At 56.5% G+C, this 24,023-nt stretch carries 19 protein-coding genes and 2 tRNA genes; 3 read left to right on the top strand and 18 right to left on the bottom strand.

What is annotated here, in order from left to right; translation table 11 throughout:
* Window positions 1–28 precede the first annotated feature (28 nt).
* The 15 genes from EGK14_RS17135 to nnr form a co-directional block, all read right to left on the bottom strand.
* Entirely contained in the window at window positions 29–1,291 is a 1,263-nt protein-coding gene (locus EGK14_RS17135; protein WP_125290313.1) for an alginate export family protein, read from the bottom strand.
* Window positions 1,291–3,570, bottom strand: coding sequence for a phosphotransferase family protein (locus EGK14_RS17130; RefSeq protein ID WP_125290312.1), 2,280 nt, complete (start codon window positions 3,568–3,570; stop codon window positions 1,291–1,293). Before EGK14_RS17130 ends, EGK14_RS17135 begins: the two co-directional genes overlap by 1 nt.
* Window positions 3,557–5,374: an ABC transporter ATP-binding protein gene (locus EGK14_RS17125; RefSeq protein WP_125290311.1), complete on the bottom strand. Its 1,818-nt coding sequence runs from the start codon at window positions 5,372–5,374 to the stop codon at window positions 3,557–3,559. Before EGK14_RS17125 ends, EGK14_RS17130 begins: the two co-directional genes overlap by 14 nt.
* Window positions 5,374–6,549 carry a glycosyltransferase family 4 protein gene (locus EGK14_RS17120; RefSeq protein WP_125290310.1) on the bottom strand — a complete coding sequence of 392 codons (1,176 nt, stop codon included), beginning with the start codon at window positions 6,547–6,549 and terminating at the stop codon, window positions 5,374–5,376. Before EGK14_RS17120 ends, EGK14_RS17125 begins: the two co-directional genes overlap by 1 nt.
* 30 nt (window positions 6,550–6,579) lie before the next feature.
* Entirely contained in the window at window positions 6,580–7,785 is a 1,206-nt protein-coding gene (locus EGK14_RS17115; protein WP_125290309.1) for a glycosyltransferase family 4 protein, read from the bottom strand.
* Window positions 7,785–8,807, bottom strand: coding sequence for a glycosyltransferase family protein (locus tag EGK14_RS17110; RefSeq protein WP_233598526.1), 1,023 nt, complete (start codon window positions 8,805–8,807; stop codon window positions 7,785–7,787). The genes EGK14_RS17115 and EGK14_RS17110 overlap by 1 nt, the downstream gene beginning before the upstream one ends.
* 469 nt (window positions 8,808–9,276) lie before the next feature.
* Window positions 9,277–10,281: a protease modulator HflC gene (hflC, locus tag EGK14_RS17105; protein WP_125290308.1), complete on the bottom strand. Its 1,005-nt coding sequence runs from the start codon at window positions 10,279–10,281 to the stop codon at window positions 9,277–9,279.
* A gap of 2 nt (window positions 10,282–10,283) precedes the next feature.
* Window positions 10,284–11,516, bottom strand: a complete 1,233-nt coding sequence (gene hflK, locus EGK14_RS17100; protein ID WP_125290307.1) for an FtsH protease activity modulator HflK — start codon at window positions 11,514–11,516, stop codon at window positions 10,284–10,286.
* A 62-nt stretch (window positions 11,517–11,578) separates the two neighbouring features.
* Window positions 11,579–12,859 carry a ribosome rescue GTPase HflX gene (hflX, locus tag EGK14_RS17095; protein WP_125290306.1) on the bottom strand — a complete coding sequence of 427 codons (1,281 nt, stop codon included), beginning with the start codon at window positions 12,857–12,859 and terminating at the stop codon, window positions 11,579–11,581.
* A 178-nt stretch (window positions 12,860–13,037) separates the two neighbouring features.
* Window positions 13,038–13,349, bottom strand: coding sequence for an RNA chaperone Hfq (gene hfq / locus EGK14_RS17090; RefSeq protein WP_125290305.1), 312 nt, complete (start codon window positions 13,347–13,349; stop codon window positions 13,038–13,040).
* 100 nt (window positions 13,350–13,449) lie between these two features.
* A complete protein-coding gene (miaA, locus tag EGK14_RS17085; RefSeq protein WP_125290304.1) occupies window positions 13,450–14,400 on the bottom strand; it encodes a tRNA (adenosine(37)-N6)-dimethylallyltransferase MiaA in 951 nt (316 codons plus the stop codon).
* Complete coding sequence (mutL, locus tag EGK14_RS17080; RefSeq protein ID WP_125290303.1) at window positions 14,393–16,294, bottom strand: DNA mismatch repair endonuclease MutL; 1,902 nt, start codon at window positions 16,292–16,294, stop codon at window positions 14,393–14,395. The genes miaA and mutL overlap by 8 nt, the downstream gene beginning before the upstream one ends.
* Before the next feature lie 13 nt (window positions 16,295–16,307).
* On the bottom strand, window positions 16,308–17,936 hold the full coding sequence (gene amiB / locus EGK14_RS17075; protein WP_125290302.1) for an N-acetylmuramoyl-L-alanine amidase AmiB: 1,629 nt from the start codon (window positions 17,934–17,936) through the stop codon (window positions 16,308–16,310).
* The gene (tsaE, locus tag EGK14_RS17070) at window positions 17,933–18,400 is read right to left on the bottom strand and encodes a tRNA (adenosine(37)-N6)-threonylcarbamoyltransferase complex ATPase subunit type 1 TsaE (RefSeq protein ID WP_125290301.1); all 468 of its coding nucleotides are present in this window, start codon (window positions 18,398–18,400) and stop codon (window positions 17,933–17,935) included. Before tsaE ends, amiB begins: the two co-directional genes overlap by 4 nt.
* Complete coding sequence (gene nnr / locus EGK14_RS17065) at window positions 18,397–19,920, bottom strand: bifunctional ADP-dependent NAD(P)H-hydrate dehydratase/NAD(P)H-hydrate epimerase (protein ID WP_125290300.1); 1,524 nt, start codon at window positions 19,918–19,920, stop codon at window positions 18,397–18,399. Before nnr ends, tsaE begins: the two co-directional genes overlap by 4 nt.
* Here nnr and queG point away from each other — a divergent pair.
* Window positions 19,919–21,058, top strand: a complete 1,140-nt coding sequence (gene queG / locus EGK14_RS17060; RefSeq protein WP_125290299.1) for a tRNA epoxyqueuosine(34) reductase QueG — start codon at window positions 19,919–19,921, stop codon at window positions 21,056–21,058. The two genes, nnr and queG, sit on opposite strands and share 2 nt — an antisense overlap.
* A gap of 313 nt (window positions 21,059–21,371) precedes the next feature.
* Here the strand turns inward: queG and EGK14_RS17055 are convergent.
* Together EGK14_RS17055 and EGK14_RS17050 are read right to left on the bottom strand one after the other, a co-directional pair.
* Window positions 21,372–21,447: transfer RNA gene (locus EGK14_RS17055), tRNA-Gly, on the bottom strand.
* A gap of 244 nt (window positions 21,448–21,691) precedes the next feature.
* Entirely contained in the window at window positions 21,692–21,961 is a 270-nt protein-coding gene (locus EGK14_RS17050) for a hypothetical protein (RefSeq protein WP_125290298.1), read from the bottom strand.
* Between the two features lie 728 nt (window positions 21,962–22,689).
* Here EGK14_RS17050 and EGK14_RS17045 point away from each other — a divergent pair.
* A complete protein-coding gene (locus EGK14_RS17045; protein ID WP_125290297.1) occupies window positions 22,690–22,869 on the top strand; it encodes a hypothetical protein in 180 nt (59 codons plus the stop codon).
* A gap of 379 nt (window positions 22,870–23,248) precedes the next feature.
* On the top strand, window positions 23,249–23,713 hold the full coding sequence (locus tag EGK14_RS17040) for a winged helix-turn-helix domain-containing protein (protein WP_125290296.1): 465 nt from the start codon (window positions 23,249–23,251) through the stop codon (window positions 23,711–23,713).
* A gap of 233 nt (window positions 23,714–23,946) precedes the next feature.
* Here the strand turns inward: EGK14_RS17040 and EGK14_RS17035 are convergent.
* A tRNA-Gly gene (locus tag EGK14_RS17035) sits at window positions 23,947–24,022 on the bottom strand.
* Window position 24,023: the final 1 nt, after the last annotated feature.

Raw genomic sequence — 24,023 nt, 5'->3', positions numbered from 1 at the left:
GGAAAATGAAAGAAATCATGTTAAAGCGCTAAAACTGTATTCCCGCTTTCAGCCACCACGAGCTGGCGCTGCTGGCGTGCTCGCTGCGTCGTCCGGAACCGTTATAAAAACGGGACGAAGGGGCAAACCAGGCCGCGCTGGCCTCTATTCTGACATGCGGTGTTGCTCGCCAGCCTACAACGATGTCCAGCGCCGATCCCAGCTTTTTCGTGGTCAGCCGATCGTATTTAGCGTCCAGCGCCGTACTGTTTTTTGTCTGCTTGCCCAGGCGATCCTGGCGGTAATAATGTCCGATAACATCAAGCGAAAGGTGCTCATGGATATTTACGCCCACGCCTGCGGTCAGGATATGAATATTGCTCAGTTCAGGATCGAGCGTATCCCCATAGATTTTATATTTCGCCAGGCCGCCAAACCGGGCCTCGTTTCCCTGCAGTCCGGTCTGTCGATAGCGTCTGGACACGCTATCATCATTGCGGTCGCCGCTGCCCCAGGCATAGCCCAGCGTCAGCCGTGGACGCAGCGCAACGTGCTGAAACGTCAACGTTACGCCGCCGTCCAGCGCATAGCCCCGCAGCGCCTGCCGCGCTTTTTGCCCACGCACAGTACCGATATCCAGCCAGTGGCTGAGCGGCGCCCGAGACGGCGACCAGGATCGCAATCCTATGTTGAGCTGCCTGTCGCTTTCTGCCGCGCGATTATACTGCCAAAAGCTATAGCCGCTGACCCGCCACTGCGGATCGATCTTGTAACGGGAGAACAGCATCAGCAGCGTGGTCTTATCGCCGCGCGTGTGGCTATCCAGCAGGTTTCGCTGCCAGTAATTGATGCGTCCCACGCCCACTTCCGTTTTTAGCGTATCGCCAAAGCGCGCGTGGACGCCATCCACGTTTTCGTCAATCAACCACTCCCGCTCGTCGCGCAGCAGCCAACGTCCCAGCCGCAAATCGGTTTCCGGCAGCAGCGAGTCATCAAAGCGCAGCCAGAGCTGGTTGAAGTTCAGCGTATCGGTAGTCTGGCCGCCGCTTCCCGTCTGGCGCTTTCTTTTACGGATCAGCTCCAGCTCGCTGAAAAAAGAGACCGGTTCGTCCTTGAATCCGCGGACGTTCAGCCGCAGCGTTGGCTCGGTTTCTGTTTTATTGCGGCGATCGTCCCCATATCTGAGCTTGCTGTTGTTCAGCGTTTTCGCCTCATAAATTGCCCGCCAGTGAAAGGTGACCGGCTCCGCCCATGCCCCGGCCGGAAAAAAAAGCGTCAGTACCAAAAGCACGAACACGCCGCGCCGACGCATCAGCACCTCCTCCGCTCGGCAGAGCGCCTTAAACGTGATTCGCAAAGCTCCAGCAGTCTGACCGTCGTGTGGTGGCGTTCAGGAAAGAGCAGGCTGATGGCGATATGGCGCGCCAGTGCCAGCGTAGTGAAAATGCTGATATTAACGATATCCGCAGCGGCGGATCGGGCCAGCCAGGCGCCCAGAAAAGCGTCTTCATGGACGGTAAGCGCTTTGTCATCGCCATAATCCCGCAGCGCCTGCTCGCGCAGATGAGCGATATAGTTACCTGCATCCAGCGATGGCGGCCCCAGAGCGGCAAGATCGAAATCCAACACGGCAAGCTGCCCCGGCCGTGCCTGGGTCAGCAGCAGCTGAGCAGGATAAAAATCACGATGGAGAAAAAGCCCGTCCGTGGGGCTCAGCGCCAGCGCCAGCTGCTCACAGGCACGACAGATGTCGGCTATCCTGCTGGCCCACGCGGGCCGCGCCGCCGCCGCCTGTTTCAGCCGCTGCCGCAGCGTCTCCAGCTCGTCTTTTATGGACCAGTGCCTGCCCGCCACGGCCCGCTGCGCGGCGTCACTGTGCTGTAGCCTGGCCAGCGCCGTGCCGACAAGTTCGCCCGTTGCCGCCAGCCGATCGCTGTCGGGAGACAGCGCTTCGGTGACCCGCTCACCGGCAATCCGCTGCTGAAGCCAGAGATTTTGCGCCTCAAGTACGGCCAGAGGTTCAGGCACGATAACGTCGCTGTCGCCGCGAAAACCGTTGCGCCACAAAGCCTGCTGGACAAGAAAACCGTGCGGCTCGAATCCCTTATGACGGTATTTGCCAATAATGCTCAGTTCACCCGGCGCTGAGGTCCAGCGCCAGGCCAGCACCGCGCGACGACCAGGCTTATGGGTAACGAGCGTCGCCTCCTTCAGCAAGGCGGCGGCAGGCAATCCCAACGCCTGGCGCAGCAGCGGCGCCATTCGCGGCTTGCTCAGCAGCCCGGAGAGCGCCGCTGCCGGATCGGAGAGCGGCTCGCTCTGCGCCATCAGCTGCCCGGCCCGCTGCAACAGCTCGGCGATATGCTGCGCCCAGCCTGTCATGCGCTTGCGAAACGGTTCAGCGGCCAGCTGCAACAGCGCCAGCGCCGTATAATCGGCCAGCAGCGGCGGCAGATGACCACGCTGCTGACGATAGCCCTCGTGTAGCGAGGCGACAACCCGACCGGCCTGGCAAGGCGTCAGCGTTTTTTCAATGACCTGCAACTCCAGTCTGGCCTGAAAAGCAGCCAGGTCGGTGGCCGGATGCCCGGCTGCGGCTCTGTCCCAGTCAATCAACCGCAGCTGACCGCCCACGGCGCTTTTGACGACCTGATCGACAGTGAAATCGCCGTGAGTAACCACCCGCTGAAACAGGCGATCCGTCAGTTGTTTTGCCAGCCTGGTTAACAGTAAGGTAAAGCGTTCTTGCTGGATGGGCGCCACGACGCTCAGCGTGTTCAGCACCTGTTGTGCGTCTTTAATGCCGTCTGGCAGCGGCGCATCGGGCAACGCTATTTTCAGGCCGTGCAGGCTGGCCAGCCTGGCTCCCAGCTGGAAAGCATCCTGTTCCGTCAGATTATCGCCCTGCTCCGGGCAAAGCGTTTCTCCTTCAATCCAGCGGGTGATCAGCAATCGTTGCTCGGGTAGCGCCGCCAGCAGTTCAATTTCGCCGGTAGCGTGCCCCAGCCGGTTGCCTGTCAGCATCGCCTGATAGCGCTTATCGCTGGCAAAACGCAGCGTGGCCCAGGGTTGACCGTTGCAGCGCAGCAGCGCCAGCAGCCTGCGTTCCGGCTTATAGCGAAGGATGCTCAGATCAAGACGCGCCTTTCCGGCAATGTCAGGCAGCCAGCTGCGCAGCTGCGCGTCCCGTTCCCGCGAAGCGTTCAGCAAAGAGAGACCGGGAAGCGCGCGGTCGTGCTGTGGATAGCTCAGGATGATCCCCAGCTCGGGAATAGCCAGCGGGGCAAAAGGATCGCCGTTGTTAATTAGCTTTTGCCGTTTGGGATGCCGCCAGGAGATTGCGAAGCGCGTCAGCGTCAGCGCCTTGGCCGCCAGCCAGTGCCGCTGTCCGTCGGCAAACTGGAGGATTAGCGTTGCGACGCAGCTGGTGGCGGGTTTATAGCGGATATAGTCGATTTTAAGCGTGCGCAGCCCGGAAAACGGCGATAAAGCACGTATTTTTGCCGCCAGCAGATCTTCATCAAGTAGCGCTGCCAGCCCCGGCAGAGCGCCGTCTTTCTTAATCAGCTCGTCGTATTTATTCCGTAGCATAGGATACGTCCCTGTTGTTGCTTCGCTGTAATGCCCATAGATGGGCGTAGCGCCCGCGGCTTTCCAGCAGCAGCTCGTGCGTGCCCTGCTCAACGATTTCGCCCTCTTCCATCACGAGGATCCGCTGGGCTCGCGCGGCGAAGGAAAGATTATGCGTCACGATAATCGTGGTGCGATCGGCCATCAGCCGGGCCAGCGCCTCGGTCAGTCGGTGCTTGCTTTCACAGTCCAGCCCCGTATCCGGCTCGTCCAGCAGCAGCACCGGGCTCTGCCTCACGGCGGCGCGGGCGATGGCGATACGCTGGCGCTGGCCGCCGGACAGCGAGTTGCCCCTTTCGCTGAGCACGGTGTCGTACCCCTGCGGCAAGCGCATAATAAACTCGTGCGCGCCAGCCAGCCTGGCCGCCGCGTAAACCTGCCGATCCGTCACGGCTTTCAGCGCCGCCATGGCAATATTTTCCCGAACGCTCAGGCCGAACAGCAGGCTGTTTTGCGGCACATAGCTGATATTTTGCCGCACGCTTTTAATGGTGCAGTGCCGGATGTCCTGCCCGTCGAGCAGGATACGGCCCGCCTGCGGATCGTACAGCCGCAGCAGCAGGCTGAGCAGCGTGGATTTCCCCGTGCCGGAAGATCCTACAATAGCCAGCGACTCGCCAATGCCCAGCGAAAAGCTGATATGCCGCAGCGTGTCGTGCTGTTGCGAGGTCGGATAGCTAAAGCTGACGTCCTCACAGCAGATTTCGCCGCGAACACGGGCCGTCTGCGCACCCGGACAATCGACAATTGCCGGTCGGATATCCAGCAGGTTGGTGACGCGTTCACCTGCGGCAAGCGCTTTTGACAGGCGTCCGGCATATTTGGCGTACTCGCGCACGGGCCGAAACGAGTTTTTAAGGTAGGAGACAAAAATCAGTAAATCGCCGGGCGACATCCGGTTTTTCAGCACTTCGCTTGCGCCGTAATAGAGAACCGTCGCCGTAGCGAAAGCGATGATCAGATCGACCCTGCGCTCCAGGCCCGCCAGCAGGCGACGGGACTGCACGTTTTGACGCAGGCTTTTTACATCGTCAACCGCAAAACGGCTGGCGGCGACGGGTTCCAGCGATAACGCCTGCACCACGCCTATCGCGCCGAGGAATTCAGCGGCACTGGCGGCCAGCGCCCCTTCCCGCTTGCGCTGGTCGCGGCTGACCTTATGCACTTTTACGCTGGTGCGGCGAGTACTGAACAACAGCAGCGGCATCAACAACAGCGACAGCAGCGTCAGTTTCCAATTGATATAAAGCATCATGCCGAACATGCCGGTCAGGATCAGGATATTCGCCAGCATGGGCACCATCGCCGTAACGATCGCCTCGCGCAGCATTCCGATATCGTTGATCAATCGCGTGGTGAGATCGCCACTCTTTGCCTGATGATGAAAGCTTAACGACAGGCTTTGCAGATGATTGAACAGCTCCTGACGAAGCAGGCTGATGATGCGATTGCCCGCTATCGCCAGGCCAACGGTGCTCAGGTAGCTCAGGCCGGCTTTAACGGCGGCAATCAGGATAACGCTGCCGGCGCAGAGCAGCAGCAGATGCGCCGCGCCAGGATGAGCAACCAGCGTATTCAGCCTGCCCGTAACCGGCGCGTCAGACGGCGCCAGCACCTCGTCAATAATAAAGGCCAGCGGCCACGGCTCCAGCAGGCGCATGCCGGTCGCCAGCAGCAGGAAAATAAGCGAACGCACAATTAAGCCGCGCTGCTGGCGAAGCCAGGGAGCGAAGCGGGCGGCGGCCTGCAGCCAGGACAGAGACATCAGCTTGTGCTCCCGGCAGGCATTTGCGCTATCCGCAGGGTCTCGCTGACTACCTTATCCCAGCTGTGATGCTCCATGACGAAGCGCCGTGCGGCCACGCCAAGGCGCTGACGCAGCAGGGGTTGATCGACCAGCTGCCGAAGCAAAACGCAAAGCGCCGTGGCATCGCCCGGCTCTACCAGCATCCCCGTAACGCCGTGGTCAATCACTTCGGCAAGGTGACCGACACGCGTTGCCACAACCGGCAGCTGGGCGGCCATATACTCGTAGATTTTCAGGGGTGAGAAATAGAAGTCCGCCAGCTGTGGATAGGGCGCGACGGCAATGTCCATCCTGTTCAGCCAGTCCGGCACCGTCGCCGGACTAACGGCACCGGCGAAAGCGACGCCGGAGATCGCTCTCGCCTGCACCGTTTTTTGCAGTTTCTGCCGCTGTGGGCCATCGCCGACGATCAGTAGCCAGACGTCAGGACGCTGCAGCTGCAGCAGCACAAAGGCATCCAGCAGCGTTTCTACGTCGTGCCAGGCCTTAAGCGTGCCGACAAAACCGATGGTTATCGCTCCCCAGCTATTTTCCGGATGCAGCTGCGCTGTGGGTGACCGAAAGCGCAACGGATCGACGCCATTAGCAATAACGTGGATGCGCTCTGCAGAACCGGTAAAGCCAGTCAGCCACTTTTTTACGCCAGGTGAAACAGCAATCACCGCCGTCGCACTGGCAAGCAGCTTTTTCAGTACCGCTACGGCCTTTTTTTCCGCCACCAGCTCGCGGTAGTTTTTTTGTTCTTCAATCAGCGGCGCATTGACTTCCAGCACCGTGCGCCAGCCCTGTCGATGCGCATACGCCAGCCCGGCGAAGCTCCACAGGGAATAGCGTTCATATACCAAATCGAACGGGCCTTCGGCCCGGAGCGCCTGCTCCAGCTGAGCATTAATGGCCAGCGCCATTTCAACACGCGCCAGCGCATTGTCTGCCGCAGGCGGATCGAAGGGATCGAGCGAGACAAGTTTGATCCCTTGTAGATCGTCAGGCGGCGTACCGATACGACGGGCAAAAAGCACGATTTTCGCCCCCTGCCTGAGAAGCGCGCGCAGCACTTCCTGAATATGGACGGATGCACCCTTACAGCCAAAAACGGGGATCCCGCCATCTGCACAGATGAAAGCAACTCGCATAAATGAAAATCCTTTTTTCATGCGCAGAATTTATTTCTGCTCTGGAGTAAATATCTTTTGCATTTCCATGATGTTACGGTCGATGTCATAGTCGCGAACAATCATCCTGCGCGCCTGCCTTGCCAGCTTTTCACGCATATCCTGTCCGCTCAACAGCATGACCATCGCATCGGCCAGGCCGACGACATCTTCGGGGCCGACGCAAAGCCCGGTTTGACCATCAATGACCAGCTCCGGGATCCCTGCCACGCGAGTGGAGATCACCGGTGTGCCCAGCGCCATCGCTTCAACCATAATGGTTGGCAGGCCGTCGCGATCGCCATCCTCGCTGATGATGCAGGGCGCAACCACCATGGCGCTCTGTTGGATAGCCTTCGCTACGCGCTGGCGCGACAACAGGCCGGTAAAGGACACCTTTGCCTGTAGTTCACAGCTAACGACAGCCGCCTCCAGCGCCGACCGTTCCGGCCCGTCGCCAATCAGCGTACAGTGGAACGGAATGGCTTTGGCCTGCAGCTGCGCCAGGGCGGCAATCAGCACGCGGAATCCTTTTTTAGGCACCAGCCGCCCCACCGCCAGAATATGGGCCTGTCGTTTGAGCGGTGAAAGCCAGGGAAACTGGCGCAGATCCAGCCCGTTATAAAGCCGACTGACTTTCTGCCGATCGCCGCCATAACGCTCGCATAGCCACGCAAGATTGTAATCGGACACGGTTATCACATGGCTGGCGTCCTGTATTTTGCGGGCCAGCTGAATATCCGTGTCATAGCGGTAATAGATGTCTTTCGCATGGGCAGTGAAAGACCAGCTTATGTCGCTGAACTTTGCGGCAAGACGCGCCACGGTGGCGGCCTGGGTGGCGAAATGCGCATGCAGATGCCGCAATGCGTGCTGTCTGACGGCCAGCGCGAGCGAAATGCCCTGCGCCAGCTCGTGCACGTCGTGATCCCGCTCCTCCGCCAACCGCACGGCAAAATCAGGCAGCGCTGCCAGCCCCTCTTTTACCAGCCCCCAGAAAAGCTCGATGTTACGCTGCTTATCCGTCAGGCGAATAACAGGTGCCTTCACCGCGCCGATATCGGGCTGGAAATGCGTTTCCATTACCGGCCCGAGCGCAAAAATTATCAGGCTGAGGCCCGCGCGCTCGTGCGCCAGGATTTCATTGACGACAAAGGTTTCTGAAAAGCGTGGGTAGCGCTTCAGCACATAGCCCACACGCAGCGGTTCAGACGTCATCAGACACACTCCCCGATACGTTTGCCGTTGAGTATTTGCCGGACGCTGGCAGCCACTTTTTCCAGCCCCTCGAAATTAAGCTTTTCACGCGGGTTAACAAAATGGCGGGGCTGCATCAGCCAGTCGCCCAGCCGTTCAGGGGATAAATGGTCCGGATGCAGCGCATCAATCAGCCCCAGCGCGGCAAGTTTTGTTGCTCTGATCCACTGTTCCTTGCGGGGAACGACGCGCGGCACAATCAATGCCGTTTTATTAAAAGCCAGCAGCTCCGTCAGCGTATTGTATCCGCCCATCGCAATAACGCGGCTGGCGTAGCGCAGCAGTTTTAGCGGTTCCGCTACGAACTCCACCACGGTTTTTTCAGGAAACGCCGCGGCCAGCTTTTTTAGCCGTAGCCGCTGCGGTTCGGGCATCATCGATCCGGTCACTAATACGCCGTGCATCCCGTTGGGCAGTACGGTGCTGACAAAGCTTTCCGCCAGCCGAAAGCCATCCTGCCCGCCGCCCACGACGCACAGCGCATAAGGCTGGGCGACAGGCGCAGCCTCATCATGACTAAAGCTTTGAATGCGGCATGTCGCGTCCAGATAGCCGGTGAAAATCATCTTATTTTGGGTTGCGGCGTCAAAGTGATATTCGCGAGCTAAATCGTAAAGTGACCTGTCGCCGTAAACCCAAATCGAGGAATAAAATTTTTCGAGCGCCGTACTGTTTTCCTGTTTAAACCACTGCTGTTTTACCGCTTCAGGTTCGTCAAGAATATCGCGCAGGCCCAGCACCAGATGCGTTTTTTTCGCGGCCAGCAGCGGCAGGCTGAGATCCAGCTCGCGCATGGCGCCACGTGGCACGTTATCCACAATCATAATATCCGGCGAGAAAGCGTTGATGGCCGCATAAATAATTTGCGAGCGCAGCCTGACCAGCGGCTGAACCTTTTTGCCTAAGGCGCGGGGGTGATACTTGCCCTCTGCGGTTTTTTGCCAGGAAGGCAGGATAAGGCTGTCTGCACCGGGCGGCAGCATAAAGGCCCCGGCTTCGCGCACGCCTGAAATAAGTAATATTTCAGCATCAGGGCAGGCTGCTGTTATTGACTGACTGAGCAACATATTTCGGCGTATATGGCCGAATCCCATTGTGTCGTGTGAGTAAAAAACACAGCGGGGATTTCTGGAAGAATCCATTTCCATTTATCCTGTTATTAACGCTAATTTAAGATGGCCGACCGGTTATTTAATCCGTAAAGCTTCCGGCTTATTTAAAAACGGCAAGCGCTTATCATGGTTGAATATTTTCAGGTATTAATCGTTTAACAAAACAAGGGTAAAAAAAGGCTACACAAAGCGCGGCAGGCCGTCAACGGCAAGGGGTAAAAAGCGGAATAATCACATTTTTACGCGACTATTAATTAATAATTGATTAACAAATGCATCACGCTTGCAGAGAGGAATAAAAAAAGCCGGGGAAGATCCCCGGCCTGTGTATTGAAGACGCTTAGCGAGTTGCTTTGGAAGGCGACTGCATAAAGCGGAAGAAGTCGCTGTCCGGGCTCAGTACCATTACGTCCTGACTGCTGTTGAAGCTGCTGTCGTAGGCGCGCAGGCTGCGGATAAAGGCATAAAAATCCGGATCCTGACTGAAGGCGTCGGCAAAAAGTTTCGCCGCTTCGGCATCCCCTTCACCCCGCGTCATCAACGCGGTACGCTGTGCTTCGGCCAGCGTGCGCGTGACCTCATAGTCCGCGCCCGCACGCAGTTTCTCTGCCTCTTCCTGACCCTGTGAACGCTGGCTACGAGCAACCGCTTCACGCTCGGCGCGCATACGATTGTAGATAGCATCAGACACCTCGGTCGGCAAGTTGATCTGCTTGATGCGCACGTCAACGACCTGAATGCCTAACGCCGCCATACTGTTCGGATTCACCGCTGGCTCTTTGCTGCTGGTTTCGCGCTCTACGCGCGCCGCGGCGGAAGCGATAGCATCATCGGCCGCTGGCGTAGCGATTTCGTCATCCTGGCCTGCGCTGCCGGTATTCAGGGCGTCACGCACGTCGGTAGTCAACCGTCCCCGCGAGTCGGTAACGATATCTTTCACGTCCAGACGACCAATCTCAGAACGCAGACGGTCGCTGAATTTGCGTTTCAGCAGCACTTCCGCCTGCGAAACGTCGCCGCCGCCGGTAGCCAGGTAGTAGCGGCTGAAATCGCTGATGCGCCATTTGATATAGGAATCCACGATCAGATCTTTCTTCTCTTTGGTGACGAAGCGATCGGCCTGGTTATCCATCGTCTGCAGGCGCGCGTCCAGCGACTTCACGGATTCCAGGAAAGGGATCTTGAAGTGCAGGCCCGGCGCATAGACCAGCGGTTTATTTTCATCGTCGCGCAGTACCTTGCCAAAGCGCATAACGATGCCGCGCTGGCCTTCCTGCACCACAAACAGCGATGCGTAAAGCACCACCAGCACCACAATTAATACCACGATTAATGGCTTACGCATCCTTAATCTCTCCCTTCGCGCTGGGTGTCGTTACGCTGAGCATTAACCCGACGCTGATCCATAATGCTGTCCGGGCTGAACGACGAACCGTTGCTGGCGCGTTCATTGCTGCCCGAGGCTGCCGGCAGATGGAGCAGGCTGTTGTTATTCTGCCCCGCTGACGCTGGGGCGCTCTGACCACGCATCAGCTGATCCAGCGGCAGCACCATCAGGTTGTTGCCCTTATCGTTAACCAACACCTTACGGGTGTGGCTCAGTACGCGCTCCATGGTTTCAATATAGAGACGCTCGCGGGTGATCTCCGGCGCGGCTTTATATTCCGGCAGCAGTTTGGCGAAGCGTGCCACTTCACCCTGTGCTTCCAGCACGGTACGCGTTTTATAAGCGCGTGCTTCTTCCAGAATACGCTGGGCCTGGCCGTTGGCGCGCGGCTGGACTTCGTTAGCATAGGCTTCAGCTTCACGAACGTACTGCTCGCGGTTTTCACGCGCGGCAATGGCATCGTCAAATGCGGCTTTTACTTCTTCCGGCGGACGAGCGGCCTGGAAGTTGACGTCCAGCAGCGTAATGCCCATATCGTAAGGGCGGATCGTCTCTTCCAGCTCGCGCTGGGTATCGCTACGCACGACGGTACGACCCTCTGTCAAAATGCGATCCATCGTTGAGCGACCGATTACGCCGCGCAGCGCGCTGTCCGTCGCCTGGCGCAGGCTGTCGTCCGCGCTGGTTACGGCAAAAAGATAGCGTTCCGGATTAGTCACGCGGTACTGCACGTTCATTTCCACGCGCACCACGTTCTCGTCCGAAGTCAGCATCGTTCCTGATGCAGCCAGTTCGCGTACCGCCTCAACGTTGACGGCGCGTACCTGATCGATAAAGGTCGGCTTCCAGTTCAGGCCTGGCTCTACCAGATGGCTGAACTTGCCAAAACGTGTTACCACGCCGCGCTCCGCCTCTTTAATGGTATAGAAGCCGCTGCCTGCCCAAATCACTACCGCAGCGACGGCAACGATACCGATCAGGCGACCGCCGCGTCCCGGCGCTTGCTGGCCGCCGTCGTTTTTACCACCGCCGAAACCGCCAAGCTTTTTGCTTAGCTTGCGGAAAATATCATCCAAATCAGGAGGCCCTTTATCGCGCCCTCCTTTGTTTCCCCCGGGGTTGCCGCCTTGATTATTGCTGCTCCCCCACGGGTCGCGGTCCTGTCCGTTATTCCCGGGCTGATTCCACGCCATGTTTCTGCTCCATTTATTGTGTATGCGGTGTTATCCCAGAGCCGGGATACGCGAGTCGGGCGTCAAACAATGTAATCCACCAGCTCCGGTTCCTGTTTACACAGGCGGCGCCAGTCAACGATGGGCATGCGTATCTGTAACCCTACGCTGCCGTCATCTTCGTTCCACTCTTTTTCTATCGCCTGCAGCTGATAAAAGCGGCTGCGCAGCCGCCCCGCTTCCGGCGGCAGGCGTAAATCGTATTGGGCTATTTCACCCGCCAGACGCTCGGTCAGCGCCTGAAACAGCAGCGGAATGCCTTCGCCCGTTTGCGCGGAAACCCAGACGCGAACCGGCAGATTTTCATCATTGCGATCGATCCTGGGGACGAAATCCTCCAGCGCATCAATCTTATTCATCACCTGCAGCGTCGGAATATCGTTCGCTTCGATCTCTTCCAGCACTTCTTCTACGGCTTCAATATTCTCATCCACGCGCAGATCGGCGGCGTCGATAACGTGCAGCAGCAGCGTGGCCTGCCGTGTTTCCTGCAGCGTCGCTTTAAAAGCGGCGACCAGATCGTGCGGCAGATGACGGATAAAGCCAACGGTATCCGCCAGCACCACTTCGCCTACGTCCGCCACGTCCAGGCGACGCAGCGTGGGATCCAGGGTCGCAAACAGCTGGTTGGCGACATAGACCTCGGCAGAAGTAATGCGGTTAAAAAGGGTGGATTTTCCGGCGTTGGTATAGCCGACCAGCGAGAGCGTAGGCACATCGGCCTTATTGCGCGCCTGGCGTCCCTGATCGCGCTGCTTCTCTACTTTTTCAAGCCGGGAAAGGATAAGCGTGATGCGGTTACGCAACAGACGACGGTCAGTTTCCAGCTGAGTTTCACCCGGGCCGCGCAGGCCGATACCGCCTTTCTGGCGTTCCAGGTGGGTCCAGCCGCGTACCAGACGCGTGGCGAGATGGCGTAACTGAGCCAGCTCGACCTGAAGTTTACCTTCGTGGGTACGCGCACGCTGGGCGAAGATGTCCAGAATCAGTCCGGTGCGGTCGATTACGCGGCACTGGCACAACGCTTCAAGGTTGCGTTCCTGAGCCGGACTAAGGGCGTGATCGAAGAGCACGACAGAAGCGCCGCTGGCTTTAACCGCCTCGGCTATTTCTGTGGCTTTACCTTCACCAACAAAATATTTTGGATGTGGCGCCTTGCGGCTTCCGGTAATTACGCGTAGTGCTTCGACACCAGCGGAAGAGACAAGAGTTTCGAACTCCTGTAAATCTTCCATATCTCTGTCTTGGGAGAAATAGATGTGTACCAGTACGGCCTGCTCACCGGCATCATAACGGTCAAACAAACTTAAAACCTCTCAGAACCTTGTTGAACCTGCTTTACGATGGCCATACTGCCTGGGATCAGAGGCAAAATGCACATTTGCGCTAAATAGCGACGCCCGTTCGCCTTTTCCTGAGAAGAGGCGCGAGTCAGGGACATTGCCAGGACGGGCGAGCCGGCCCGTCCTGAAAGAAGAGTGATTACTCTGCGTCGTCACTTTCCTGCTGGGGCTGCGATGATGCTCCCTGATTACTGCCACCGTGATGATAGTTGCTGCTTCCGCCACCCGTGTTGTTGCTATGATGGGAGACCGGACGGGACGGAACAACGGTAGAAATGGCATGTTTATAAACCATCTGGCTAACCGTGTTTTTCAGTAAAATTACAAATTGGTCAAATGATTCAATCTGACCCTGCAGTTTAATACCATTCACCAAATAAATCGAAACCGGAACACGTTCGCGACGCAGTGCGTTCAAGAACGGATCTTGCAATGATTGCCCCTTAGCCATTCTATCTTTTCCTTATATGCTTGTTGTTTACTACTTAAGAGCTTGCGCTCTGAAATACTGCGTAAAAATTTGCGCACGATAACGCACCAATTGTACACAATCACCCAGCCTTCGCACTAAGAACCTGTAATACCTCTGCCAGCGCCGCCTCAGGTTGTTCGCTATCCAGCCAGTGAACATCCTTCCAGCCGCGCAGCCAGGTTATCTGGCGCTTGGCTAATTGCCGTGTTGCGCAAATTCCCCGATAAACCATTTCATCGTAATCGATCTCGCCCTGCAAAAATGACCACATCTGGCGATAACCCACACAACGAATGGAAGGCATGTCCGTATGCAAATCACCTCGTGCAAAAAGTGCCCGAGCCTCCGCTTCAAATCCTGACGCTAACATTTGCTGAAAACGCAGCGCGATACGCTGATGGATGGTTTCCCGCTCGCGAGGAGCGATGGCGAACTGCACCACCTCGTACGGCAACGCTTCACCTGCGGTTTTCGTCAGTTCTGTTAAAGTTTTACCTGAAATAAAAAAAACTTCCAGTGCTCGCGAGAGTCTCTGGGGATCATTCGGATGAATACGATTTCCAGCAATGGGATCTATTTCACATAACTGACGGTGAAGCGCTTCCCATCCCTCTTCACTCGCCCTTTGCTCTATACGCTGGCGTATTTCAGGATCGGCCGGGGGCAACGGCGATAATCCTTCCAGCAACGCCTTGTAGTAGAGCATGGTGCCACCAACAAGCAGCGGGATACGCCCGCTTCGGGTAATCTCCGCCATTTCCGCCAGCGCATCGCGGCGGAACTCCGCCGCCGAGTACGTTTCAGCGGGATCGCGAATATCCAGTAAACGATGGGGCGCCAGCCGCAGCTCCTCTGCCGAGGGCTTGGCGGTGCCGATATCCATACCGCGATAAATCAGGGCGGAATCGACGCTAATCAGCTCAACCGGCAGCTGCTGGCGTAAGGCTATCGCCAGCGCCGTCTTGCCGGAGGCCGTAGGCCCCATCAAAAATATAGCCTTAGGCCGGCCAGCCGTAGATAAGTCACTCATGCTTCAGGGCATTCATCGCCAGTTCAGTATCAACATACTGTAATAGTCCGGATGGCGGCGATTTAATCAGCTGCGGGCAAAGTCTTTCGACCTCCGCCAGCAGCGCAATCGCCTGCGAGTGATTCCAGTGCGGACGCTCGGTCACAGCGTGCCGCGCTAACCATTGCGCCACCTGCCTGACCGAAATCTCCGGCTGCTGAGCAAGGTAGCCTAACAGTTCTGGAATCAAGATTTGTAAATTTTGTTGGCGCAATGGTAAAGGTACGGCGCGCAGCGTGATGTGCTGCCCGTCCGCCTCCAGCTCTATGCCCATTTGCTGCAATAACGCCGCTAAACGACTGGCGGCTTCGCGCTCTGGCTTCGCCATTTTTATCCTGACCGGGATCAGCAGCGGCTGCGGCTTTAGCCCTTCTTCACCCGGCTCCAGCTGCGCCTGCTTCAACCAGCGCTCCGCTACCGGCAGCGAAATCAGGGCCAGGCGCTCGCGGGATTCCACCAGCGCAAAGTCGTTATGCAGCACGGTCAGCACGCGGCCAAAGCTTTCGCTATGACCGCTGAGCGTCGGCTCGGGTTCAGGCTGCGCGCGTACGCTTTTTGGCTCAGCCGGGCGCGGCACCGCCTCGCGCGCGGCGGGCAATTCAGGCGTTTGCAGCAGCTGGCGATAGAGCGCGCCCTCTTTTTTCTGGTAGCCTGGCTCCTGATGTTGCCAGCCTGCCGCTGCTTTCCCGCCGCCTTTGCCGCTGCTGTTGTCGTTGCCTTTGCCGCCGCCGTTGCCGTTGCCGCCAGCGTGTCTGGCCGGTGCAGGCGCGGAAAAATGGTTGCCGCCCGCCGCCTGACGGTTCTCGGGCTGCCAGCGCTCGGTCGGCGCTTGAGCAGCCACGCCCGGCAGCGTTTCCGCACCGGCTTCCTGCAGCACGCTGATCACGCCCTGATAGATAAAGTCATGCACCAGCCGCGACTGATGGAAACGCACTTCATGCTTGGCGGGATGCACGTTGACATCTACCTGGTGCGGATCGATGGTCAGGTAAAGCACATAGGCAGGCTGATGATCGCCCAGCTTATCCTGATAGGCCTGGCGGATAGCATGATTGATCAGGCGATCGCGCATCATGCGGCCGTTAACATAGCAGTATTGCAGATCGGTAACGGCGCGAGCGCCGACCGGATCCGCTACCCAGCCCTGTAGCACCAGATCGCCGTGCTGCCATTCGATAGCCAGCGCATGGCTGAGAAAAGCGGTTCCGCAGATTGCGCCCAGGCGGCGTTCACGCTGCTTGCTGTCGCTGACGGCGCGATACTGACGGATAAGCTTGCCGTTGTGGGTGAGCGAAAACGCCACGTCGAACCTTGCCAGCGCGATACGCCGGATCACCTCGTCGATATGGGTGAATTCGGTTTTCTCCGTGCGCATAAATTTCCGGCGGGCGGGCGTATTATAGAAAAGATCCAGCACTTCAAGCGTGGTGCCGACCGGATGCGCCGCAGGCTTGATGGTCACGTCCATCTCTCGTCCTTCCGCGTAAGCCTGCCAGGCTTCCGCCTGTTCAACCGTGCGCGAAGTCAGCGTCAGGCGCGAAACGGAGCTGATGCTGGCCAGCGCTTCGCCCCGGAAGCCGAGGCTCATAATGGCTTCCAGGTCATCAAGCGTGGTGATTTTACTGGTGGCGTGGCGGGCCAGCGCCATCGCCAGCTCGGCTTTGCTGATGCCGCAGCCGTTATCGCGGATGCGGATCAGTTTGGCGCCGCCTTTATCGATCTCGATATCTATTCTTGTCGCGCCAGCATCCAGGCTGTTTTCGACCAGTTCTTTCACCACCGACGCCGGACGCTCTACCACTTCACCTGCGGCAATCTGGTTGGCAAGCTGTGGCGGCAGTACCTGAATCGGCATAAAAGATCCTTGTTTACGAGGTTGGAATAGTTAACGTCTGCCCCAGCATAACATTTTGCGATTTCATATTATTCGCCTGCTGTATCGCTTTCGGGCTGACGCCATAGTGTGCGGCAATGGCGGTCAGCGAGTCGCCACGCACCACTTTATGCCGCTGCGGCCTGCTGGCGCGCTGCGTGCCGGAAGCCGGCACTTTCAGCCGCTGACCGACCCAAACGACATCCTTCTTCAACGTATTCATCGAACGTAGCATCGCCATGCTGACGCCGTAGTGGGCAGCAATCCCGGAAAGCGTCTCGCCCCTTTTCACCACGTGGCGCGTTACCGCACCGGCATAGCGCGTGCTGACCGGGGCGGGGTCAGGCTGAACATCAACCGCCGTTGCGGACTGCAACGGTCGGTTTTCCTCCTTTGGGATAGATTGCAGCGGGTGCGCCAGGAAGTAGTTGCGCAGGCCTTTATAAATCGACTCGGCAATCTTCTGCTGGTAAGCGCTACTGCCGAGCAGTCGCTCCTCCGAAGGGTTACTGATAAAGCCGGTTTCCACCAGCAGCGAAGGAATGTCAGGCGAGCGTAATACCCCCAGGCTGGCGTGTTCCGGACGTCTTTTGTGCAGCGAGCCAACGCGCTGCAGCTGGGCGATAACCTTAACCGCTACGTCATAGCCAACGCGCTGCGAGTGGCCGAACTGCAAATCAAGCACCGCCTGGCTGAGATAGGGATCGGCCTGGCTGTTAGCCAGCAGATCGCCCGCGCCGCCCAGCAGCTCGGACTGCTTCTCGTGCTGCTCCAGCCATCCCGCCATTTCGCTGTTGGCGCGACGGTTAGAGAGCACCCAGACGGATGCGCCGGACGCGCTACGGTTTGGCGCGGCATCGGCGTGGATAGACACCAGCAGATTAGCGTTCTGCTTGCGCGCCACGTCCGAACGGCCCATCACGGAGATAAAATAGTCGCCGTCACGGGTCATCACGCCTTTAAACATGGGATCGGCATTCAGCAACGCTTTTAATTTACGCGCTATGGCGATGGTTACGTTCTTCTCTTTCAGGCCGTTCGCGCCGATAGCGCCCGGATCCTGGCCGCCGTGTCCGGCATCTATCGCCACGATGATAGCTTCATCAGCGGCACGCACCGTTCTGCCCGGCACCGCGACTTCGTTGCCGCTGCTGACCGCCGTAACGGCGTTGCCTTTAAACGGATTGTCTGCCGGAACGGGTCGCGAGACGCTGCTGACGGCCGCGGCGGAACGCTGCGCCGGACGCGTGCCGTTGATGGTGAAAATCACGTTATAGCCGCTGCCGTTACGCTGGGTCACGGCGCGCGTTTTTCCCGGCTGCGTCAGCTCGAACACCAGACGAATGCTCTGCTTATCCTTTGGCGTACTGGCGCGAATACGCTTCACCATATTATCGCCGCTGAACGTCAACGGCAGGCCTTTGATCACGCCGCTCTGGCGAATATCCAGCACCACGCGTTCCGGGTTGTGCAGCGGAAAGAAGCCGTAAACCGGCTGACCGCTGAAGCTCAGCGTGATCGAGGCCCTGTCGTTACCGTTTGAAACCTGTATATCCGATAAATTAGCGGCCAGAGTGGAAAACGTACTCAGTAAAGCAGCCAGCAGCAGTCCCAGCTTGATCATTGTCCGTCTTTCTCCATGCGGGCCAGGATCGCCTCGCCCTCTGCCGAGCAGGCCTCAAGCTCTGCCTGACGGGCTTCGCCCTGATAACTGAGACGCAGTTCAATATCCGGCTGCGGAAGAAAGCCCGCGCCCTGCTGCGGCCATTCGACCAGGCAAAGGCTGTCGCCGCCGAAATAGTCACGGATCCCCATGAATTCCAGCTCTTCAGGATCGGCCAGCCGGTAGAGGTCGAAATGATAAATTCGACGATCCGGCAGAACATAAGGTTCAACCAGCGTATAGGTCGGGCTTTTCACGTTGCCCTGGTGGCCCAGCGCCTGTAAGAAACCGCGACTGAACGTGGTTTTCCCCGCGCCCAAATCGCCATACAAATAGAGTGTTGCCGCGCGGTGACAGGCGCGGGCCAGGCTGGCTCCCAGTGCGAGAGTGGCAGCCTCGTCGGACAATGCGATAGCGGTCTTCATTCTTTTCTGTTCAGGATCTCTGGGTTAACAAACAGGTACAGCTCGGAAAACAGATCGGTCGCCAGCATCCCGCGCGTGCCCAGACGTTGCGATACGGCTTCCGCCGCGGCGCCGTGGGCCACGCAGCCCGCGCAGGCCGCTTCATACAGCGAGAGCTTCTGGCCTGACAAACTGCCGATAATGCCGGAAAGCACGTCGCCCATGCCGCCGGTCGCCATACCGGCGTTACCGACATCGGCAATCGCCATCTCGCCCGTTTCGCTGGCAATCAGCGTGCCGGCACCTTTCAGGACCACCACGCCGCCGTAGCGTTTAGCCAGATTACGAGCGGCAAGTAAGCGGTCACTCTCTATTTCGCTGGTTTTTACATTAAGCAGACGGGCCGCTTCGCCCGGATGCGGCGTAATGACTCGATTTTGACGTTTATCGCCAGCGATTGCCAGCAGGTTAAGCGCGTCAGCATCCCAAAGCATCGGTTTAGACGATTTTTTTACTTTTTCCAGGGCTTCTTTACCCCAGTCGCGCTGACCCAGCCCCGGGCCAATCACAATGACGTCGGCCCATTCCAGCGCCTCATCAAGCGCACGAGCGCTTAGCGTCTGTACCATTAGCTCGGGACGCGCCGTTAACAGCGGCGAGACATTATCTTTGTGAGTAAGTACTCGCACTAAGCCTGCCCCGGCGCGCAATGCGGCTTCTCCCGCCATACGGATAGCGCCAGCCGTTCCCTGATCGCCGCCGATTATCACCAGCTTGCCGTGGTCGCCCTTATGAGAAGTAGGTTTACGCGGCGGCAGCCAGTGCGTCAGCGCGGAAGCATCGTAGCGCGCCATCGGCGCAGTTTGTCCTGCCAGCCAGGCATCCAGCCCAAGGGCGTGGAAATGTAGCTGACCGACGCAATCCCGTGCTTTACCGGTCAGCAGACCCGGCTTAAGCGCGATAAACGTTAGCGTATGGGCGGCGTCAATAACCGCGCCGGGCGTGGTCCCGTTAGCAGCCACTAATCCGGAAGGTATATCTATGGCAAATACTGGCGCGCTGGCCGCATTCGCTTTCTCAATCAGCCGGGCGTATTGGTCGCCAGGCGCGCGATTCAGCCCGGTGCCCAGTAGCGCATCGATAATAATATCGCTTTGTTCAGGCCAGGGCGTGCCCGCCGCATGAATTTCACCGCCTGCCGCCAGCCACGCGTCGCGCGCCTGTGCTGCTTCTTCCGGCAGCGCCTTCGATCCTTCGCAGGCAATAACCGTTACCTCCTTGCCTGCCGACAACGCCAGGCGAGCAGCGATAAAGCCGTCGCCGCCGTTATTGCCGTGGCCGCACAGGATCAGCCAGCGTTTCTTCTCCGGGTACAGGGCCTGAACGTGGCGGAATGTCGCTTCGCCCGCCCGCTGCATCAGCTCAAATAGCGCGATCCCCAATGCGTCCGCGCCCTCGCGCTCAAGTTGCGCAATCGCCTCTACAGGCCAGACAGAATAGGGTAAACTGGTCGGGTTATTTAGCTGGTTCAGGTTAGTCATGTCGCATCCTCTCGATCTTTCTCAATTCGCCCTGCAAATTAAACAATGGGGGCTGGAACTCGGCTTTCAGCAGGTCGGTATCTGCGATACCGATCTTAGTCTGGAAGAGCCGCGCCTGCAGGCCTGGCTGGACAAGCAATACCACGGCGAAATGGACTGGATGGCGCGTCACGGTATGATGCGCGCCCGCCCTCATGAGCTACAGCCCGGTACGCTGCGCGTTATCAGCGTGCGTATGAATTATCTGCCCGCTAAGGCAGCGTTCGCCAGCACCCTAAAAAATCCGCAGCTTGGCTACGTTAGCCGCTATGCGCTGGGACGTGATTACCACAAAGTATTGCGCAATCGCCTGAAAAAGCTCGGCGATCGTATCCGCGAACGCTGCGAAGAGGCTGAATTTCGGCCTTTTGTCGACTCGGCCCCGGTGCTGGAAAGACCGCTGGCGGCCAAAGCGGGGCTGGGCTGGACGGGCAAACATTCTCTGATCCTGAACCGGGAAGCCGGCTCGTGGTTTTTTCTTGGCGAACTGCTGATCAATCTGCCTTTACCGGTCGATTCACCGCAGCAGGAGCAGTGCGGCCGCTGCGTCGCCTGCCTGACCACCTGCCCGACCGGCGCGATAGTCGAGCCTTACGTCGTGGACGCCAGGCGCTGTATCTCCTATCTGACCATCGAACTGGAAGGCGCCATTCCGGAAGAGTTCCGACCGCTTATCGGCAATCGCATTTACGGCTGTGACGACTGTCAGCTGATCTGCCCCTGGAATCGCTACGGTCAGCTAACGGATGAGGATGATTTCAGCCCGCGCGCCGTGCTTCACGCGCCGCCCTTAAGCGAGCTGTTTGCCTGGGACGAGGCAAAATTCCTGCGCGTAACGGAAGGATCGGCGATCAGACGTATTGGCCATCTTCGCTGGTTACGCAACGTTGCGGTAGCGCTGGGCAATGCGCCCTGGTCAGCGGAGAACGTGGCGGCATTACAAAATCGTCAGGGAGAAAATTCGCTGCTGGACGAGCATATTACGTGGGCGCTGGCCCGTCAGCTGGCAAGGCGAGCGGAAAATGCGATTGAGGTGCAAAGCGGTCAGCAAAAGCGGCTGGTGCGCGTCATAGAAAAAGGATTACCGCGCGACGCATAAATAACCATGTAGGCTGCCTGCGCCGTTAAGCCAGTTTTCCACACGCTGTGCATAAAAATAAAAAGCCGTTGTCATTCAACTGCCACAGAAAGCGCAAGCGATCTCTATAACATTTTGAAATATTAGTTTTTCTTTACAAATCAATTAGATAAAAAAATAACGTAACGTCTTTTATTCCTGAACAGCGGGCACGGGCAGATCGCAACCTGTGGATAACTCTGTTGAAGGTTATTCTGGACAGGCTGAAAAAAGCGAAACCCAGCCGCTAAAGGGCTGTGGATAACTCGATCAGAAATGATAATGATGAATGTTCTGGAGCGGGAAACGAGACTCGAACTCGCGACCCCGACCTTGGCAAGGTCGTGCTCTACCAACTGAGCTATTCCCGCAAAGAGATAATACTAAGCGTTAACCGTGTTAAAATTGTTAACTTGTTGATTTTAAAAGAATTGTTATTCTCTTAAGGTCGAACGGGTGCGATTATGAACGTATCATTAAGCAAAAACAAGCTTTTTTCTGCTGTCTGCGGCTAATTGTTACTGGCGATCGTCGCCTTGCTACGCCTCTTGCATAGGCTGACAGACAGGGTGATAAACGCTCCTCACACGCAGAGTAAACCCTCAGGCTGCGCGTTTATCCCTCAGGAAGGCCTCTCCCTCCTGTACCCTGGCGGTCACTTGTTGCCAGGCGCAGAACCGATGCTATTGATAAATATTGGCACAGACAGCTTTGGCGGCTGGCTGTCGTTTGCTCTTTGAATAGCTGAGCCGGGCCGCCCCGCTGCTGGCTGATTTTTTCGCCCCGGGCCAATAAAGGTTTTTTCCGGTCGTTATCAAAATCTGCCGGCATCTTTCTTTTTAGCGGCAGGCTACCCGAAGGGGGCGTAATAGCGTTGTCCTTCATTTATCCTTTCGGATAAGACTCGATAAACTATTCTTATCCGTATTTTCAGCTCTGCGCCACCGTTAATTTTATGACGTTAAAACTCTTTATAAAAAATATTATCGGGAGTGGTTTGATGATTGTTATCGGCTGAAATGCCTTCATGGCCCAGGTCAGCGATTTCTCCTTCGTCCCGTCTGCGGGGCCAGGATGCTTACCTCATTAATCTTGCAGCCGCATTTGTCCGGGTTTCAGACAAAACATGCGCGACGGTGAGGCTGAGATGGCCACCGATACATTGAGTACTTTTAATACCCGTCTGTGCACCATTGTTATTACTGCCAGGTTTACGCACCGCGCTTCGTATAGGAACCACAGGCTGCCCATTCGCAATACCAGGCGCAAGGCTGGCTGATGTTTCTCTTTTCCATTTTAACGGCAACAGGCCTGTCCTGAACGAAAGTAAGCCGCCTGCCAAAAGTAATGTCAACGCTCTCAGCACCAGCAAAGCCGTTATGATCCATTAACCACAAAGCCTGTCAGAATATTGCTTTATAGTTAAACAATCAGGGGAAATACTGCTTTGTAGTTAAACACACATAACTAATGTTCGCCCGAACATAACGTTATCACCTGAATAAAGTAAATCATCGTCTTTTGAGCAGGCTTAACCTTCCATAAAAACAATCAATTACCTCAACAACCATCCAACCATGCTTTAAAAATCATTATATATCAGAAAATTATACATGACTTTTTATTTTTCATTTAGCCCTTTATTTTTTCCTGACTTAATTAATGGCTATCCGCCTGTTACCTGCCTTGCCTGCATTTGTGGCCCTGCCTGCATTTTTTATCTGTCCACACAGGCAGATACGCTGGCTCTTCCTTTTCCCGGCCTGACACCAGGCTATGTTAAAAGTTATTGATATCTTCATCATATATAATTTATCGAACCCTTTAATTTACGGTTAAAAGTCATTCATCCGACCAGTAAAAAAAAGATTGAATACAGAGAAAATTGCTCGCACACTTACTTATGACATTTTTTGTTATTGCAAAGGATAAACGCACTGACAAAGATACGCTTTCCGGCGTTTACGGTAAAATTTGATAATTTAAAGATGTTAAAGCATCCCTGCCTCGTCGACTTTATTTTAAAAAATCACAATAATTAACAGTAAAAAACTGACATGCGATCCTGACGAGGCAAGGAGTTTTCAGGCTCAGCCATGCGCCTGTGACTGTTTATTAAAGACACATCAAAACACCTTCAGAATATGCCACTTATTAAGGACGATAAGCACCATGGATAATAAAGACGCTATTGTTTATTGCATTAACAATCAGATCCATTTTGTTCCTCAGCAGAATAAGCTTATCTCGTGCAAAACGGGAAAAGAACACGTCACTTACATTACCGCTTCGCGCTGTTTACATTTGTTGATTTGCCAAAGCGGGGAAATGGTTTCTCACCATTCCCTGTATGCGGCGGGCTGGGAAAATCACGGAAAAATTGTCACCCCTAATACGCTTTATCAGACTATTTCAAAATTAAGAAAGCAGCTACAGGATGCCGGACTGACGGAAAATATTATTCAGACTCACCCGCGTCGGGGATGGAGTATCAGCGGCAAGGTTTCCATTGAGGAAAAAGCGATCGGGGCAATAGCGGATACGCTGCTCCCGCAGCAGGGTCTTAAAGGATTTTGTAGAAAAATTTTTAGCGTTTATCCAAAAAAAATGCTGACTTCCATTGCTCGTTTCCGCTAATCCGCATGGCGCAACGCCGTAAACGAAGAAGGGCTCATGTAGCCAGTGCCGGTTTGCGCAGTCCATCCACCGTAAGGGTATCAGCGTCATGCCATTTACTGTTGCACAGCTACGAGCCGGACGGGTATCAACGGAGACAGGTTGGATGAAAAAATAATTACGTGCAGGATCGGGTCAATCGCGGTAACAAGTAGCATAAGGGGGAATTATAAAAATGCAGGAGAGGATAATACTGGAGCGGGAAACGAGACTCGAACTCGCGACCCCGACCTTGGCAAGGTCGTGCTCTACCAACTGAGCTATTCCCGCT

The organism is Erwinia sp. 198, assembly GCF_003937915.1.
Taxonomy (GTDB): Bacteria; Pseudomonadota; Gammaproteobacteria; order Enterobacterales; family Enterobacteriaceae; genus Erwinia; species Erwinia aeris.
The sequence above is the reverse complement of the archived record's forward strand: the minus strand, read 5'-3'. Positions and strand labels throughout refer to the sequence as shown.